The organism is Pseudomonas sp. Irchel 3A5 (genome assembly GCF_900187575.1).
GTDB classification, from domain to species: Bacteria; Pseudomonadota; Gammaproteobacteria; order Pseudomonadales; family Pseudomonadaceae; genus Aquipseudomonas; species Aquipseudomonas folii.
This window is the reverse complement of record NZ_FYDU01000006.1, coordinates 144,751-161,513: the sequence shown is the minus strand read 5'-3', so window position 1 is coordinate 161,513 and position 16,763 is coordinate 144,751. Positions and strand designations below refer to the sequence as shown.

General features: G+C 56.9%; 16 protein-coding genes. 7 read left to right on the top strand and 9 right to left on the bottom strand.

Annotation, left to right across the window (positions count from 1 at the left end; translation table 11 throughout):
- Positions 1-80: 80 nt before the first annotated feature.
- The 9 genes from CKW31_RS11695 to CKW31_RS11655 all read right to left on the bottom strand — a co-directional run bounded on the left by CKW31_RS11695 (position 81) and on the right by CKW31_RS11655 (position 9,730).
- Positions 81-1,268, bottom strand: a complete 1,188-nt coding sequence (locus CKW31_RS11695) for an acyl-CoA dehydrogenase family protein (RefSeq protein ID WP_095094714.1) — start codon at positions 1,266-1,268, stop codon at positions 81-83.
- A 187-nt stretch (positions 1,269-1,455) separates the two neighbouring features.
- Positions 1,456-2,805, bottom strand: coding sequence for an LLM class flavin-dependent oxidoreductase (locus tag CKW31_RS11690; RefSeq protein ID WP_095094712.1), 1,350 nt, complete (start codon positions 2,803-2,805; stop codon positions 1,456-1,458).
- Between the two features lie 37 nt (positions 2,806-2,842).
- Positions 2,843-3,823, bottom strand: a complete 981-nt coding sequence (locus CKW31_RS11685; RefSeq protein ID WP_095094710.1) for an ABC transporter substrate-binding protein — start codon at positions 3,821-3,823, stop codon at positions 2,843-2,845.
- 86 nt (positions 3,824-3,909) lie between these two features.
- On the bottom strand, positions 3,910-5,493 hold the full coding sequence (locus tag CKW31_RS11680) for a rhodanese-related sulfurtransferase (protein ID WP_095094708.1): 1,584 nt from the start codon (positions 5,491-5,493) through the stop codon (positions 3,910-3,912).
- Positions 5,490-6,113, bottom strand: a complete 624-nt coding sequence (locus tag CKW31_RS11675) for a cysteine dioxygenase (protein WP_095094706.1) — start codon at positions 6,111-6,113, stop codon at positions 5,490-5,492. Before CKW31_RS11675 ends, CKW31_RS11680 begins: the two co-directional genes overlap by 4 nt.
- Before the next feature lie 290 nt (positions 6,114-6,403).
- Positions 6,404-6,763 (bottom strand): type II toxin-antitoxin system HigA family antitoxin, encoded by a 360-nt coding sequence (locus CKW31_RS11670; protein ID WP_095094704.1) that lies wholly within the window; start codon positions 6,761-6,763, stop codon positions 6,404-6,406.
- Entirely contained in the window at positions 6,763-7,065 is a 303-nt protein-coding gene (locus CKW31_RS11665; protein ID WP_095094702.1) for a type II toxin-antitoxin system HigB family toxin, read from the bottom strand. Before CKW31_RS11665 ends, CKW31_RS11670 begins: the two co-directional genes overlap by 1 nt.
- Positions 7,066-7,160: 95 nt before the next feature.
- Entirely contained in the window at positions 7,161-8,120 is a 960-nt protein-coding gene (locus CKW31_RS11660) for a magnesium transporter CorA family protein (protein WP_095094700.1), read from the bottom strand.
- Positions 8,121-8,143: 23 nt separating this feature from the next.
- Positions 8,144-9,730 carry a RimK family protein gene (locus tag CKW31_RS11655; RefSeq protein WP_095094698.1) on the bottom strand — a complete coding sequence of 529 codons (1,587 nt, stop codon included), beginning with the start codon at positions 9,728-9,730 and terminating at the stop codon, positions 8,144-8,146.
- Between the two features lie 92 nt (positions 9,731-9,822).
- On the opposite strand from CKW31_RS11655, the gene CKW31_RS11650 reads away from it, so the two are divergent.
- The 7 genes from CKW31_RS11650 (at position 9,823) to sctI (ending at position 16,754) form a co-directional block, all read left to right on the top strand.
- Positions 9,823-10,911: a GNAT family N-acetyltransferase/peptidase C39 family protein gene (locus tag CKW31_RS11650; protein WP_095094696.1), complete on the top strand. Its 1,089-nt coding sequence runs from the start codon at positions 9,823-9,825 to the stop codon at positions 10,909-10,911.
- A gap of 653 nt (positions 10,912-11,564) precedes the next feature.
- Positions 11,565-12,470, top strand: a complete 906-nt coding sequence (locus CKW31_RS11645; protein WP_095094694.1) for a LysR family transcriptional regulator — start codon at positions 11,565-11,567, stop codon at positions 12,468-12,470.
- Positions 12,471-12,674: 204 nt separating this feature from the next.
- Positions 12,675-13,256: a Rap1a/Tai family immunity protein gene (locus tag CKW31_RS11640; protein WP_141230147.1), complete on the top strand. Its 582-nt coding sequence runs from the start codon at positions 12,675-12,677 to the stop codon at positions 13,254-13,256.
- Positions 13,257-13,790: 534 nt separating this feature from the next.
- Complete coding sequence (locus tag CKW31_RS11635; protein ID WP_095094690.1) at positions 13,791-14,699, top strand: sigma 54-interacting transcriptional regulator; 909 nt, start codon at positions 13,791-13,793, stop codon at positions 14,697-14,699.
- A 234-nt stretch (positions 14,700-14,933) separates the two neighbouring features.
- On the top strand, positions 14,934-15,212 hold the full coding sequence (locus CKW31_RS11630) for a hypothetical protein (protein WP_095094688.1): 279 nt from the start codon (positions 14,934-14,936) through the stop codon (positions 15,210-15,212).
- Between the two features lie 91 nt (positions 15,213-15,303).
- Positions 15,304-16,365 (top strand): hypothetical protein, encoded by a 1,062-nt coding sequence (locus CKW31_RS11625; RefSeq protein WP_095094686.1) that lies wholly within the window; start codon positions 15,304-15,306, stop codon positions 16,363-16,365.
- Positions 16,366-16,385: 20 nt separating this feature from the next.
- On the top strand, positions 16,386-16,754 hold the full coding sequence (gene sctI, locus CKW31_RS11620; RefSeq protein WP_095094684.1) for a type III secretion system inner rod subunit SctI: 369 nt from the start codon (positions 16,386-16,388) through the stop codon (positions 16,752-16,754).
- Positions 16,755-16,763: the final 9 nt, after the last annotated feature.

Below are 16,763 nucleotides of genomic sequence, written 5' to 3'. Positions count from 1 at the left end.
GCTCTTGCGGCTTTCAGGGCATAGGACAAACCCCCAGTGTTCTATCCAGATAGCAAGCCAGGCGCAGAATAATTCCTCACCTACCGAGTGGCTTTTTCCCGCTCCGCAAACACGGCCTTGCCTACGCCCACCAGGGTCACGTCATTCTGGGGTGTATGAATGCGTGCGCAGAGTACGTTGCGCAGATGGCGTTGCAGTGGGTTGCTGCGAGACAGGCCGGGGTTGCCCGCTCCTTCAATGGCCAGCTCCACGGCGCGAATGGCATTGGTTGTCACCAGGTATTTGATCTGCGCTGCGTGCGCAGGTGGAGTCAGGCCCGCGGCGGCTGATTGCAGCAGGCTGTGATTATTGAACAGCAGCGTGTCGATCTCGCCGACGACTTCCTGAAAACGCGGCAGGGTCGATAATGCAGCACCGAGGTTGGACGGTTTACGTTCCTCCAGCCATTGCACGAACCAGTTGCGCGCCGAGCGGGCGACGCCATCGTAGACCGAGGACAGCAAGACCGACATCCACATGAAGCCTGCCGGGTCCAGTTCTGCCTGTGGTGCGCTCCAGGGGCTGACGCTGACGGCGTGTTCCAGCGGCACCAGAACGTCTTCGAAGATCACTTCATGGCTGCACGTGGCACGCATGCCCAGGTGATCCCAGTCTTCGACAATGCGAATGCCTGGCGTGTCCTTGTGCACCAGCCATGCGCCTACCATTGGGTCGGCATCGTCGCTGCGCGCCCAGACGTTGTACCAGGTCAGGCCATGGCTGCCGGTGGAGTAGATTTTGCTGCCGCTGATGCGCCAGCCTTCGGCGGTACGTCGTGCCGTGGTTGCAGGCAAGCCGCCACGAGCGGGGGTGCCGAGGTCCGGTTCGACGCGCAGCGAGTTGATCAGCGCGCCGTCGCGCACAGCGTCTGTCGCTACTTGCAGGCGCAGATGCCGGGGCCAGCTTTTGCTCTGCTGCAGCCGTGCGTGCTGGATGTATTGCATGACCAGAATCAATGCCGTCGACGGCTCGCCCTGAGCAACGGCGCTGATGGTTTGCAGCGCTTGAGGCAAGTCAGCGCCTCCGCCGCCCAGTTCGGTCGGCACGGTCAGACCAAGCAAGCCGTGTTTGTGAAGCAGGCGGAAGTTTTCGTGGGGGAACTCGCCACTGACGTCATAGCGCTCTGCGGTTGCGGCCAGGGCGGCAGTGATCGATGCCAGCCGGGCGGTGAAAGCCTCGGCGGACTCGATGTCGCTGGCGGCAACGGGGCGAAGGGGGAGTGGGCTCATTGATGGGGTTTCCTCTTACTCACAATCTTGAATGTTGCGCAAATGATTGGAGGGGTGAAGGTTTTGTTGGTGCGGCACTTATGTGGGAGCGGTGCTTGCCCGCGATAAGGCTGGACGCGGTTCACTTTAGGTCGCGTCCAGCCTTATCGCGGGCAAGCACCGCTCCCACAGGGTTTTGCGCCAAGCCTTAAGCCAACTCAGCCTCTTCCTGCTGCGCGTAGCGGTTTTCCGGCACTTGCAGATTGAAGTGCTCGCGCAAGGTCGAGCCGGTGTATTCACTGCGGAACAAACCGCGTGCCTGCAGCACCGGAACTACCAGTTCGGCGAAGTACTGCAAGCCGTCCGGCAGTACCGAGTTGATGATGAAACCATCGGCCGCTTCGTGTTCGAACCAGGTCTGAATGGTGTCGGCAACCTGCTCGGCAGTGCCGACGAATTCACGGCGTGGCCGGGAGAAGAACAGCGCCACTTCGCGCAACGTCAGGCCCTCATCTTTGGCCAGTTGTTTGATCCGGTCCGAGCCGCCTTTCTGGCTGTTGGAACCCAGGTCCCCCAACTCGGGAAAGGGCGCGTCCAGCGGGTATTGGCTGAAGTCGTGATCATTGAACGGACGGCCCAGCGCGACGATGGCGTCTTCGATGCTCACCAGCTCCACGGCCTGCTGATAACGGCTTTCAACTTCTGCTTCATCGCGGCCGACGATAGGGCGGATGCCCGGCAAAATCGACAAGTCCAATGGGTTACGCCCAAAGCCCGCCGCACGTTTTTTCAGGTCCCGGTAGTAAGCCTGTGCCTCTTCCAGCGACTCGGCATGGACGAAGATCGCATCTGAATATTCGGCTGCGAAGTTGCGTCCGTCCTCGGATGTTCCTGCCTGGAAAATCAGCGGATGGCCTTGTTTCGAGCGGGCGATATTCAGCGGTCCTTTGACCGAGAAAAACTCGCCTTTGTGATTCAGCGCGTGCAACTTGCCGGGCGTGAAGAACTCGCCGGTTTTTTTGTTGCGGGCGAAGGCGTCGTCCTCCCAGGAATCCCACAGGCCTTTCACCACAGAGACGTGTTCCTTGGCAATACGGTAGCGAACTGGATGCGGCGGGTGCTCGCCTTTGCTGAAGTTATCAGCAGTACCGCTGAGCCAGGACGTCACGACGTTCCAGCCAGCACGACCACCGCTGATGTGATCCAGCGAAGAAATCTGCCGAGCCACCTGAAAGGGTTCGGTGTAGCTCACGGTGACGGTGGCGACGAGGCCGATATTTTCCGTGGTCGCTGCCAGCGCCGAGAGAATGGTCAGCGGTTCGAAGCGGTTGAGGTAATGGGGGCTGGACTTCTCGTGGATATGCAGGCTGTCGGCGATGAACACGAAATCGAATTTGGCCGCTTCTGCCAGTTTTGCCTGCTGTTTGTAAAAACCGAAATTGACGCTGGCATCTGCCAGTGCGTTCGGGTGGCGCCATTCGCCCCAGCCGTGACCGACACCGTGGACCATTGCGCCTAGCTTCAATTGACGTGGCTCTTTTTGACGAGGCTTACTCATGAGCGTGCTCCGGAATCTGAAAGGGTTTGTCTGAGGATTAATGAGCGGCTGTCTGCACAACCTGAGCACGGGAAGCATTGAAGCTTTTGTCGAAGCCTTTTGAGACGTCGATCGATTTGGTCAGGATGCCTTCCTGTTGGTAAATGTCAGCGGTGGCTTGCAGGCCCTTGATCACGTTGTCGTCGATCTCTACGCGGTTCATCTTCGTTGCGTTGGCGATTTCCAGATGAACCTCGATCGGCAAACCGGTGATCGCAGCCTGAGCCTTGGCGTACTCGGCGGGGTGGGTGTTGCTCCACAGATAGGCGCGTTCAACCCGTGCCACGAAGTCGTCCAGCTGCACGCGCTTCTCAACGATGGCTTTGCTGGTCGCGGCCAGATACAGGTGATTGCTCAACAGCTCGCTGCCACTGACCAGAACGCGGTCATGGCTCTGGGTGGTGGCGACCGTGGTGTACGGGTCCCAGGTGGCCCAGGCATCAGCACCACCGCTGGACAGCAGAATGCGCGACTCACCCGGCAGCAGGTTGATGAAAGTGACATCGCTGGTTTTCAGGCCCGCCTGACGCAAGGCCCTGATTGCCAGGTAGTGGCCGATAGAGCCGCGACCGGTGACGATGCGCTTACCCTTGAGGTCGGCAACGGTCTTGATCGGTGAGTCTTTGGGGACCAGCAGGGCGGTGGTAAAACGGCCTTCGGCGTGAGTGATGCTGACCACTTTCAAAGGCGCGCCGGCACCCAGGGCAAATACGTAAGGCGCATCCCCCAGCGCTCCGACATCGACGGCACCGGCGTTCAACGCTTCACCCAAAGGTGCTGCGGAAGGGAATTCTGAGAATTTGATTTCGTAAGGAACGTTCTTCAGTTCGCCGGAGACTTGCAGCAGTGCTTTGATCGTGGACTTCTGATTGGCGACCAGCAGCGGCTCGAGATCGGCGGCCATGGCCTGTTGGCCAAGGGCAACGCTCAGCAGCGCGCCCAGCAGCAGTTTCTTCAAATTAAAGGTGTTCAACAACATGGGTGTATCTCCAGGCTAATGGCGTGCTGGCAAGGACCTCCGCCTGGAGGGGTCGGTCCTGCTCTTGAAAAGGGTCAGAGCGTTATCTAGATCACCTGAAAACCATGGGTGCCGTCACGGGCGAGTTGGTCCACCAGACCGAACTCCCAGTCCAGATAGGCCTGCATGGCTTCCCGTGGAGCATCGGTGCCTTCATAAGGGCGGCGGTAGCGATCAATACGCGGCGAGGCCAGCTGGCTTTCGCCGGTTTCCAGCGGTAGGCCGGCCTTGATCCAGTTGGCGGTGCCACCCTCGAGCAGGAACACCTGCTTGCCGGTCAGGGCTTCAACTTCGGGCACGGCAAAGCGCGCGAGTTTGCTGCTGCCGCAGGTCAGTACATAGCGTTCGGCTGCAGGGATTGTCTGCAGCGCGTCCTGCAACTGCGCGCGCAATGTCCACCAGGCCCCCGGAATATGTTGCTTGACGTAATTGGCGCTGGCGGTGAAATCCAGCACTGCCACGTCGCCGTGCTGCTGCCATTCGGCAAGGGTCTGCGGGCTGATCTCTTCCGCTTGTGCGGGGGTGGGAATCGGCGCACTCCAGTCACCTTGTTCGCTGAAGTCGCTGGCTTGCAGATCATCAACCACAAACACTTCCCAGCCCAGTTGGGCCAGCCAGGACGCCGACATGTTGGCGCGTACGCCGTCGTCGTCCACCAGTACCAGACGCGCACCTCGCACACTGGCGTAGTGATCGGTTTCCTGAACCAGTTGGCCGCCCGGTGTAGAACGTGCGTTGGGCAAATGGCCTTTCGCAAACTCTTCCGGCGTACGCACATCCAGCAGGTACGTGGTGCGCGATTGATTGGCCTGCCAACTGCTCAGTTCGGCGCGGGTTGCACGGCGCACGCCAGCCTTGTCGGCCACGCGGCGAGCGTCGGCACTGGCCACTTCGCGGGTTTCGTCACTGACGGCAGCAAAGCGTCGCGCCTGGCCGTGGTCGAGTGTCTGGCCTGCCAGCAGCCAGCCGATGGTGCCGTTACGCAGGGCGCTCACTTGATTGGGGATGCCTGCGTTGACCAGCGACTGGGTGCCAATGATGCTGCGGGTGCGGCCTGCACAGTTGACGATGATTCGGGTGTTCGGGTCCGGGGCCAGTTCGCGGGCGCGCAGCACCAGTTCAGCGCCGGGCACGCTGATGCCACTCGGGATACTCATGGTCTGATATTCGTCGTAGCGACGTGCGTCGAGCACCACGACGTCGGCTTTGGAATCCAGCAATTGCAGCACTTCTTCAGCGGCCAGCGAAGGCGTGTGGCGATGGTGTTCAACCAGTTCGCCGAAGGCTTTGCTGGGCACGTTGACGTCGATGAACAGCTCGCCGCCAGCTTCGCGCCACCCTTGCAGGCCACCTTCAAGCAGTTTCACATCGGTGTAGCCCAATTTCTGCAAGCGCTCCACAGCACGCTGAGCCAGCCCCTCGCCGTTGTCGTATACCGTTACGGCGGTGTCGAGGCGCGGGATGCGCGAAAACACTTCCAGCTCAAGCTTGGACAGCGGGATATTGGCCGCAAACAAAGGGTGCGCTTCGGCAAATGGGGCTTCCTCGCGAACGTCCACAAGGGCCAGTTCTTGATGGGCCAGCAGCGCCTGGCGAATATCGGCGAAGGAGCGGGTGACGGACTGAGTCATTGTGCGTGGCTCTCTTTGGCAGGGCTCTCTTTGGACAGATCCCAGATGTTGGGTAGAAAGGCGTTGGAATAGCCGGAGATAAACAGTTTTTCAGTGCCGTCGGGCTGGTACACCGCCCGCCGCACTGCGCCGATGTTGGCGCCATAAACGTGAATGCTGATGGAGACCTGATCGCTGAAGGCGTTGCTGACCTGATGCACGTCATTGCTGCGTGGCGACAGGGCTTCCACATGACCGGGTTCGAGACGAATCGCCTGACCTTCTTTTTCCAGTCGACCGTCCAGACTGCGGGCAAAGCCCTGGGAGTATTCAGCGCCGCGCAACATGCCGATCAAGCCCCATACGCGGTGGTCGTGAATCGGTGTGCTTTGGCCAGGGCCCCATACGAAGCTGACGATTGAAAAGCGCTGCCGGGAGTCGGCGTGCAACAGGAACTGTTGATAACGCTCAGGGCTGGGAATGGCGTATTCGTCCGGCAGCCAGTCGTCGTAACTGACCAATTGGCCCAGCAACTTGCTGCCGCGGTGCAGCAGATCACTTTCGTGCGGGTTGCTGTCGATCAGCTCGGCCAGTGCGCCGATGAATTCTCGGAGTCGTTCGGGGTGTCGTGTCTGCGTCATGTCTATGCCAGCGCCAGATTAATGCGTGGCTTAATATAAACATAATGGGTTTAGCTAATATGCGATTATTTTATGATTAGGTTATAACCAAAGGTGCTGAAAGGGGTGGTGCGCGGTGTGAGAGGGTGAGATTTGAGCGGGGGCCAGCTCCTTTGCCGACAAGGAGGGAGCTGGTTTGTCCGATGAGCCGTAGGTGCGGAGCGAGAGAAAAGAATACCGGATTGGCTAGTATGGCGGTGCTACGTCCTGCCATACCGGAGGGCGCGGAAAAGGCGTCTCTTGGCAGGGCATCAAACAGCACCGGCAAGCAGGCTTTCATAGGGTATGCGCAAGCCGTCGTGCAGACGTTTGATCATCCCCAGGCTCAATTTTCGCTTGCGGTTAAGTACCTCGGATACGCGGCCACTGGACCCCAGGTAGGGTTCTAGGTCACGTGGGGTCAGCCCCTGCTGGTCCATGCGAAATTTTATGGCTTCGATAGGGTCTGACGCTGGCAGTGGGTAGTGTTCAGCCTCGAATCTCTCAACGAGTACGGACAGGACTTCTAATTCGTCGCCCTCGTGACTATTCAAGGGGGCGCCCCATAGTTCCTCGATTCTTTTCAAAGCGTCAGCCAGATCGGCCTCGCTACGTATGGGCTTGATGTTCATTACACAGTCTCCGCGTCAATTTGATCGTACTGGGCGTGGGTGCCTACAAAACGAATAAATGCAAGTTGTCGTCCATAGTCGATGGCGAGGATCACCCGGTATTTATTGCCAGCAATGTTGAACACCACTCGGCCTCCCTTAAGAATGCTTGCTGAGCGTAGTTCTGCTTTTACATCTTGCGGAGTCCAATAAGTCGCTTTCTCCATGTGTCGGTACCACTCAACCAAAGGTGTCATGGCATCGCCGTACCCTGGGCTGCTCTCCCAGAACTTCCGTAAAGTTGCTCGAGCAATCACTCTCAAATCAAATTCTCCCAATTTGGGAGGGATGTTAGCGCTGAAAGGTTATCATCGCAACCATTCGCTTCTATTCAAAGTGTATCGTTGTGCAGATTGTATTAGCGCGAGGTTTCTCCCGCAGGCGTGGCACTACGACGGAACACCGATTTCCTGAGCAGCACGGCCATCAACACGCTCAATACCACCATCCCCATGACCAGTGCCGGGAACGAGATCCACCACGGAACACTCGCCGTCATCATGCTGAATTCAGACATGCCGCCAATGCTGGCGATCAGGTTGAGGGGCAGGAACACCACGTTGACCACGGTCAGGTTGCGCAGGGTCGCGTTCATATTGTTGTTGGCCATGTTGCCCCTGGCGTCCATTAGCGAAGCAAATACGGTGGAGTAGATCCTGGCCTGCTTGTAGCACTGATCGTTTTCGATCTTGAGGTCGTCCAGTAGCGCGATGAATCGGGCGGGAAATGCATTGTTCTCGGCGTGGTGGTGCAAGCGTTCAAGGACCGCGCCGTTGCTCTGAATCGCATTGATGTAATAGATCAGGCTTTCGCTGAGATTGAACATCTGCAGCAGGTGCTGGTTGTCCAGTGATGTGTCGAATTTCTGATGCAGCTCCCGGGCGATCAGCTTGATCACCCGCAAGTGCCCGAGGTAGTGGTGCACGCTGTTGAACAGCAGGTCGATGAGAATATCCAGCGGGTTTTTCAACGGCCGGTGAGTGCTCGCGGGGCTGAGCAATGAGTTGCTTGCGGAAATCACCACCAGGCTCTCGGAGGACAACATGAGGCCAAACGAGGACACTTCAAATGACATCGCCGCAGCGCCCGAATAGCTTTCCGGGCGCTTCCAGATGAGAAAAAGCTGACCGTCATGAAATTCGATCCTGGACACCTCATCAGGGTCCAGTGCGGACTCCAGCATATGGGCATCCACCTGGAAACGTTGATGCAGAAACTCCCGTTCTTGCGCAGTAGGGTCCGTGCATAACAGCAGAGGCGCTTGCTCGTCTGTTGTTACCTGTAGCGTCGCGTCGATCAGGCTGTAGCGTTCAATCATTCTGGCGTCTCTACTGCAAGGGATTACTGGCCATAGCCTTGATGCTTGAGTTCCAGACGCCGGATGAACTCCTGCAGGACCCGGTCGTACAGGCGCTCCTCGATGCAGGCGTCTTCAATCCCCGCATCCAGATTGGGGTTGTCGTTGACTTCGATCACGACCAGACGCTCGTTGGTCTGCTTGAGGTCTACGCCATAAAGGCCGTCGCCGATCAAGCTGGCGGCGTCTACGGCCAGCTTGACCACCGCTGGCGGTACGTCTTCGATGGGGATCGTTTCACAAAGGCCGTTGACCTCACTGCCTTGCGCTTTGTGGTTGTAGATTTGCCAATGCCCCTTGGACATGAAGTAGAGGCAGGCATACAGAGGCTGTCGGTTAAGCACGCCGATACGCCAGTCAAACTCGGTGTAGAGGTACTCCTGAGCCAGCAGCAGCACGGAGTGCTCGAACAGCTCGGCAGCCGCCTTGGCCAGCTCTGCCTGGTTTTCTACTTTGATTACACCGCGAGAAAAGCAGCCGTCCGGGATTTTCAAAACGACGGGAAAACCCAGGCGTTCGCCAATCTGTTCCAGGTCCTGAAGGCGATCGCGATAAAGGATTTCTGTCGCGGGCATCCCCAGGTTGTGTTTGTTGAGCAGATCAGTGAGGAACACTTTGTTGGTGCAGCGAAGAATCGAGTTCGAATCGTCCAGCACCACGAGGCCTTCGCTCTCGGCTTTCTTCGCGAAGCGGTAGGTGTGATTGTCCACGCTGGTGGTTTCGCGAATGAACAGGGCGTCGTATTCCGCAAGTCGCGCATAGTCTTTCTTTTCGATCAGTTCCACATTGATGCCCAACCTCTGGCCGGCACTGATGAACCGTTGAAGCGCCAGCGGATTGGAGGGCGCCAATGCTTCGCTTGGGTCATGCAGGATGGCCAGGTCGTAACGGGACTGGCGTAACGAAACCGGCTGGCGCCAGATCCGTCGATTGAAGGTGTCGAGCGCGGCGGCGAAGTCATGCTGTTGTTCATCACGAAGCTTGTGCAGCGCCCCGATCTTGATTCCTGCGATCTGCCAGCGCTGGTTCTTGATGAACTCGACTTGCAGGATGGGCGTCGGGAAGGTGTCAAACAGCTGCTGCGCCAGGCCCTGCAAGGGGACCAGGTCGGTCTTGCCAAAGTGGAAGGTGAGGGTAAACCCTTCTGTTTCGCCATACGGATGGTCGGCGATGGCGTCATCCAGCATCCGGTCCAGGTCTTCGAGCGCCAGGCCGTAGAGCGAGCGTTTGGTCAGCTCACTGATGGTTTTAACGGACGGAATGACTTTATGGCCCCGCGCTTCGGCCAAGAGCGAACAGTAGTAACCGTGGCCCAGATACTTATAACTTCGGCACAGGTTAATGACTTGAATCTGTCCGCCAGGATTTTTATATCGCTTGTCTTCCAGGTATTCCTGAGCGGTGACGATACTTTCACTGGGCAAATAACCCTGCCAGTCATCGCGGCGCTCCACGATCACCAATAACTTGCTGGGCGCAAACAGCAGTGCCGTGCCTTCGTCTTTAATAACAGGCAGATTGGACTCGACCTTTGGTAGTAATTCCATTACGTTTGAATACACCGAAACCATGATAAGAAGTGCCTTAGCCGTGCAGGTGTTTTCTATAAAACATATTTGATTTTAACTGTCCTCTTTCGTTACGTTTTATTTACGGTAATCCCATGGATCTTAACTATCGCTTTGCTACCGCCGAAGATATTCCTGCCCTGGAACTTCTGGAGAACCAGTGCTTCGAGCAGGACCGACTGTCCCGACGTAATTTCTTATGGATGATTCAGCGCGCGCACGCCAAGTTGTTAGTTGCCGAGGATGATCGAGGCTTGTTGGGGTATTCACTGGTCCTGTTTCATCGAGGCACTTCCCTGGCGAGGCTGTATTCGCTGGCCATTGACTGCCGGGCCAGAGGGCTGGGCCTTGGCCTGGCGCTGCTCGAGCAATCAGAGCAGTTAGCCATTGAGCATGAGTGCGCACACCTTCGCCTGGAGGTGCGTCCCGATAACCCCTCGGCGATCCGCCTGTACGAACGGGCCGGGTACCGGCTTTTCGCCGAAGTCGACGATTACTACCAGGACCATGCCCGAGCCCTGCGCTATGAAAAGCGCATTGTCCTGCCGGTGCCGGGCAGCGTCTCGGCCGTTCCTTATTATGCGCAGACAACCGAATTTACCTGCGGGGCGGCGTCATTGCTCATGGCGATGAAGGCACTCAATCCTGACCGGGTCTTTTCGCGGGACGAGGAAATTCAACTGTGGCGGGAAGCTACGACTATTTTCATGACCTCGGGACACGGGGGCTGTAGCCCGCATGGGCTGGCACTGGCCGCATGGCGGCGTGGGTTTGATGTGCGTTTACAGGTCAGCCGCTCGGGCCCGCTGTTTCTGGACGGTGTACGCCGTGAAGACAAAAAATCAGTCATGCGGCTGGTGCATGACGGGTTTTGCAGAGAGCTGCAAGTCAGTGGCGTTCAGCAATCCAGGTCACGTCGCCTCGACTTGCCACAGGTTTTCAGCGCCGGCGGCATTCCTGTCGTGCTGATCAGCAGCTATCGGCTGACACGTTCCAAAGCGCCACACTGGGTGGTGGTAACGGGGTGTGATGAAGACTTTGTTTATCTGCATGATCCTGATCTGGACCATAGCCGGTATCGTCAGCGTCTGGATTGCCAGCATGTTCCATTGACGCACCAGGAGTTCGAGCGCATGAGTGTGTTCGGCAAAGAAAAAGTCAGAGCGGCACTGGTTCTATTCTGAGTAAAGTGGGGCGGAATTCAGGACGCCCCCGTGACACACCGGCTTGATTCGTTATTTGATTTTTAGCGCAAGTTCAATGTCAGTGCGGCTTGTTTTTCTTTGAGTGTCTGGCGCTCAGGTATTCAAAGAGAAATGAAGCAAATCCGAAAACACCGATCATGATGATAATCAGGGTGCCTAATTCCGAATTTTCCATGTTGAATCTCACGTGGGGAAAAGAGTAGGGAGACTAACTTCCCATTGATAAAAAACAATCATGTTTACGGCGTCTTTACGGGAGGAAAGCAAACCATACGAAAACCATACGCATGAATAAATACGCTGCACGTTGGTATAGGGGTTTCAGTAATGTGGAAGTCACTCGCTTGACACTCCCGCATAGCAAACACAGAACACTGTGGAAGATCTATTTTGTGAAGTGCGACGTGGGACCGGCTTTAGCCGGGAAAGCGGTATTCCTGACGACCCATTATCAATGGCTGTTCCGGCTTCTTCCCGGCTGAAGCCGGTCCCACGACATTGCGCCGCATTCTCGTAGGCATGCCGTTTTCTCTCCCCCTTTGGCAGCGATGTACCCCCAGAGCTATCCACACACCGCAATTCCCACTATGCTTTTCGCCTATCTCTCATCTGTCTTTTTATGTGCGGTCCGAATGAAAATTGATGATATCGATGCCTTTGTGGCGGTGATTCGTTGCCAGTCGATCAGCCATGCGGCGCAATCCCTGAACCTGACCCAGCCGGCGATTACCCGGCGGGTACAGAATTTTGAGCAGGCGTTGGGCGTGGAATTGTTCGACCGCAACACCAAACCGCTCAAGCCGACGCAGATGGGCAATCAGGTGTATCAGCGCTGTCTGTCGATCCTGCGTGAGATGGATGCCTTGCGTGAGCTGGTTGCCAGCGATACACCGCCCAGTGGTCTGCTGCGTCTGGGGGTGCCGCAAACTATTGGTGACGTGGTTCTGCTGGATGCCCTCAAGCAATTGCGCAGTGAGTTCCCCGATTTGCGTGCGCAAGTGTCCACCGGTTGGGGCAGTAACCTGGTCAGCAAAATAGAGAACGGCGAACTGGATGCCGCCGCAGCATTGTTTCCGGCGGGCAAGATTTTCCCGGAAAACATCATGGGTGAGTCCATCGGCAAAATGGAGCTGGTGGTGGTTTGCGCTCGCTCTGCCTTGCCCAAAGGCTCGGTAAAACTGGCCGACTGTTATCAACAGGGCTGGGTGCTGAATCCTGACGGCTGCGGTTTTCGGGCAGGGCTGCAACGGACCTTGTCGGATCAGGGCCTGAGCTTGAAGGTCAATCTGGAAACCTTCGGCACCGAACTGCAACTGGGCCTGGTGGCGGATGGTATGGGGTTGGGTCTGGTGCCACGTCCGTTACTGGAGCGCAGTGTCCATCGCGAGCAACTGGCAGTGTTGCCGGTCAAGGATTTCAAACCGGTAATGGACCTGTGGCTGATCTATCCGCGCTTCCTGGGCAATCTGCAAGGGCCGGTCAGTTCGTTTGGCGACCTGGTTGCACGCTCGCTGAAGCAGGTTAAGGACGCTGCTTGATTACACGCAACCGCTCCTGAGTAGCAGGGGCGTGGTCCTTCAAAATGCACTCCTCTCAGTCTGAAATACATATTCTGTGGGAGCTGCCGAAGGCTGCGAAGCATTTACCCTGACACACCGCCATCGCAGCCTTCGGCAGCTCCTACAGGTATCGTCGACCTCAGTAGGCTATATCACCGCTGCTATTTCTTCGTCGCGCTTTCCTTGTTTTTCGACCACATCTGGTATCTCGCCGATGCGCTCGGCCAGCTTTTGCTCGATGGCTTTCAAAAAAATGTGCGCAATCGTGGAACCGTTTTTTTGGCTCTGACCACTCAGCATTCAGATCACCACGGGATCGGACTGATGGCGGATGACAGATTTTTCTCTGCGCAAGCTGTGCACAAACGCTCGCGCGCGCGTGAGGGCGTTGTCTTCAGGCGTCGTCTCCGGAAAAACCGTTTGATGCGCTCAGTCTGTGTGGGCGGGGTGTTGATGCTCGCAGGGTTGTGCGAGACGGTCCAAGGGGCTTTTTTCAGCGGGCGTGACCTGCAGGTGCCGCTGCGGGAAATTCGCAAGGGGCAACCGTTGACCCTGGCTCAGATGCAGGCATTGGGTTATGTCCAGGGTGTCTACGATGCCAATGCAGGTCTGTTGTTCTGCAGTCGGGAGGATGTCGACGCAGGGCAGGTGGTCAAGGCCGTCAATGCCTATCTGTTCAACCATCCGGAATTGTTGGAGCAGCCGGCAAGTGTAGGGCTCACTGCAGCGATGATTTCTCAATGGCCTTGTAGACACAGGGGATAAAACTGTTCAAATACTCTTATTCACTGGCAGTGATACGATTTTATACTGTAGCGTTAACAACAAGTGGATGATGGTCCGTGGAAGAGGCGTAAGTATTGTTCGTCGTGGTAGTGTGATTGTGCTTGGAAACTTGTGGCAGATAAGTTATAGATAATAGCGATTCATAAAACTGTCACTTGCGATGGTTATTATCGCCCGCCGTGTCGCAAAGAGCGTTGCAAGAGGTCGCTTTTGGTGCTGGCGAAGGCTCTAGCACTGTGCTTTCAGCGAATATTGATATTGACTGAGCAATATATCGCGCAATGTTGAAATATAACTTTTAACTGAACTATTCTTGTCTAATCCGGTCTACGTTACGCAAGCTTTTTCAAACGACCTGTCCCCTCCAAATTCTCTTGCGGCTTTATGTTGAGAGTAGAAGTGTCCTTTGAAAATGGTACCACTTGAGTTGTGCGGCCTGAGCAGTCTGCTCATTGCAAACTGCCTGTCAGGGGGTCGCGATACTGGATGTAAGTGCGAAGAGGGTACTCCAACATGGATAGACGCGAGTTTGAAGCAGATCTGAAGGAAATTGCCTATTTTGGTGATTTCGTTGACTTGCAGTACCTGGCCACCAATATGGCCCCCCTGAATATTGATGTGCTGCTGGTTGGCGAAACAGGGACCGGCAAGGATACCCTGGCGAGACAGATTTACCGGTTATCGCGAAGACGTGGTGCCTTCGTCGCGATGAACTGTGCGGCCATCCCGGAGAGTCTGGCCGAGAGCGAATTGTTCGGAGTGGTCAGCGGTGCTTACACCGGCGCCAGTAAGTCGCGCAGTGGCTATGTCGAGGCTGCGCAGGGCGGCACGTTGTACCTGGATGAGATTGACAGCATGTCGCTGTCGCTGCAGGCCAAGTTGTTGCGTGTGCTGGAAACCCGAGGCGTCGAACGTCTGGGATCGACTGAGTTCATCCCGGTGGACATGTGCGTCATTACCTCCTCGCAGCGCCCTCTGGAAGAGTTGGTTGAAGAGGGCACCTTCCGTCGCGATCTTTATTTTCGTCTCAGCGTGGTCAGCATCAAGATGCCGCCGCTGCGTGAGCGTCGCGAGCAAATCATTCCGTTGTTCAACCGTTTTCTGGCCAAGCAGGCTTCGCTGGTTGGGCGACCGACACCGGTAATGACTCCCGCTATGACCCAACAACTGCTTTCACACACTTGGCCGGGCAATATTCGCGAACTCAAATCCAGCGCCAAACGTTCCGTGCTGGGCTTCTCACCACTGGCTGAGGCGTGCTCGCCAGAGCCGTTGCAGCTCAAGGCGCAGCTGCGGGTCATTGAACGTATCCTGATTGATGAAGCCATGAAGCGCCATCAGCAAAGCGTAGAAGCGGCCAGCTTCGAATTGGGCATCCCGAGCCGCACCTTGTATCACCGCATCAAAAGCCTTTCAGTCTGACACCACGCTCGATTCGGCTTCCTTCGACTCTGCCCTCATGTCTCCCGGTTCTCTGACTGGCGATAAACAGTGGGTGTCCATGGCCCGCAGATCCGCTGCTTTCAGCGGGATGCAAAGTCCTCAGATTAAACGTGGAACTGCTTTCAACCTCATGCCCACTCATTGAACAGGACCGGCGCTTGACCGTGACGGACCTGAGTTCCTACATCAATCATTCCGCTGAGGTGCAAGATTATGGAAAGCTTTTTCAACAGCATGAACAACATGGGCAACAGCTTTAGCAGCAACTTCAAAGCCGCTACTGCCGGTACCGACGGTGGCTACGAAAGCGACTCTGCAGAAAACGCCGGGCGCATGACTGATGCCACGGGGGCTGCGGACTCCAAAGTCACCAACGCGGGCATCAAGAAAATCGAGACCGACGCCAAGAACACGGTGGAAGCAATGAGCCAGGACAGCGACCTCAAGCACCTCAGTAACGTCGCTTCAACCGCCAAGGGGATCAATTACTGATCATTCTGGCGGTGGCTGTGTCCCCTCAGTGGAGGTGCGACATGGCCCCGCCCGCACTCTGGATGTCTGATTACAAAGAGGACGTATAGGCATGACCATTTCGATAAATCTTGAGAACAGTCGCCCGACCAGTTTCAGTAATGAGCAGCAGACGCGTAATTCCCCCAATGCAGCGGGCGGCAGTCAACGCCCACAGAGCATGGATGACGCTCTGAACACTCTGGTCAAGTCGATGACCGATAGCAAAGGGCAGGTCAACAGCGAAAATCCACTGGTAAAGCTGCTTACTCAACTGCTGGAGAAGCTAGGCTCGCAAGGCCAGGCGGCTGGCGGCCAGGGCTCCAGCGGTATGTCTGATCAAAAACCTGCTGCCGGTTCCGTGAAGGACATGAGTCCTGACGATCTCATGAAGCTACTGAGTCAGTTGCTGGGCGGTAGCCCCGGCAGTTCGAGCAGTGCCGGGGCTGGCAATGGTTTTGGTGGTGGCAACGGTGGTGTGGGCGGCGGCGGTGGAGCTGGCGGTGGCGGTGGCGGCGATGCGCTTTCATCACTGCTCGGTGGACTGGCAGAGCAGAAGCTCGGGAGCCTGTTGGAGCCTGCGAAGGATGGCTCGGGTGGCGCAACGTTCAATGAGGGCGACAAGGCGCTGCTGCAAGAGGTCGCGAACTTCATGGACCAGCATTCGGACAAATTCGAAAAGCCCCAAGATGCTGATGGCAATACCAAGTCCTGGTCGGACGAACTGAACGAAAAAGGCAAGAACGGCGAGCCTGACACCTTCCTTGACGGTGCTGAAGCGTCCAAATTCAAGGACGCTATCGCCATGATTGGCCAGGCTGCTGGCAGCGGCACAGCACCGGCTTCAGGCATGCTGGCCAATAGCGGAATCCCCATTTCTCCGGATCAAGGCAGCGGCAGTGGTAGCGGCGGTGGAGGATTCGGTGGTGGCGGCGGTGGCGTAGGCGGCAGCGGCGGTTTCGGCGGCGGCAACGGGACGGTGACCATGGGCCTCGATGATCTGCTCAAGCTGTTGCAAGGGCAGGGTCAGGACGGCAATTCCACCCAGGGTGCCGGTCCGACTGCTCAGAGTCAGGCGCTGCAGCAGGATGCTCAAAATACAGCCGGTTCGATCATGAACAAGCTGTTCAGCTGATAACCGTGAAGGAGGTCGATATGACGATTGGGAAACTTGAAAGCAGCTCGGCCTCCGCCACGGCGCTCAAGCCGGAAGCGGAACTGGATAACCCGACGCAAGGCGATGCCGACTGGTTCAGGGCTGCCATGCAAAGGCCAGAACCGACTCAGGGCGCGGGGGCTTTTTCGGAGCAGGTGATGGATCCGCTGACACGCAAGGCTCTGTCTCTGGAGGATATGTCCAGGGACGCTGGCAAGGCGCTGCGCGAGGCGTCGCTGCATTCGGACCCCAAGAAGTTCATGGAAGCGACCCGGGCGCTGAGCGATTACTCTCTGCAAACTTCGCTGTCGGTGAAAATGATCAGCAAGGGTTCGCAAGCCTTGGACAAACTCACCAACATGCAGTGATGGGTGGGC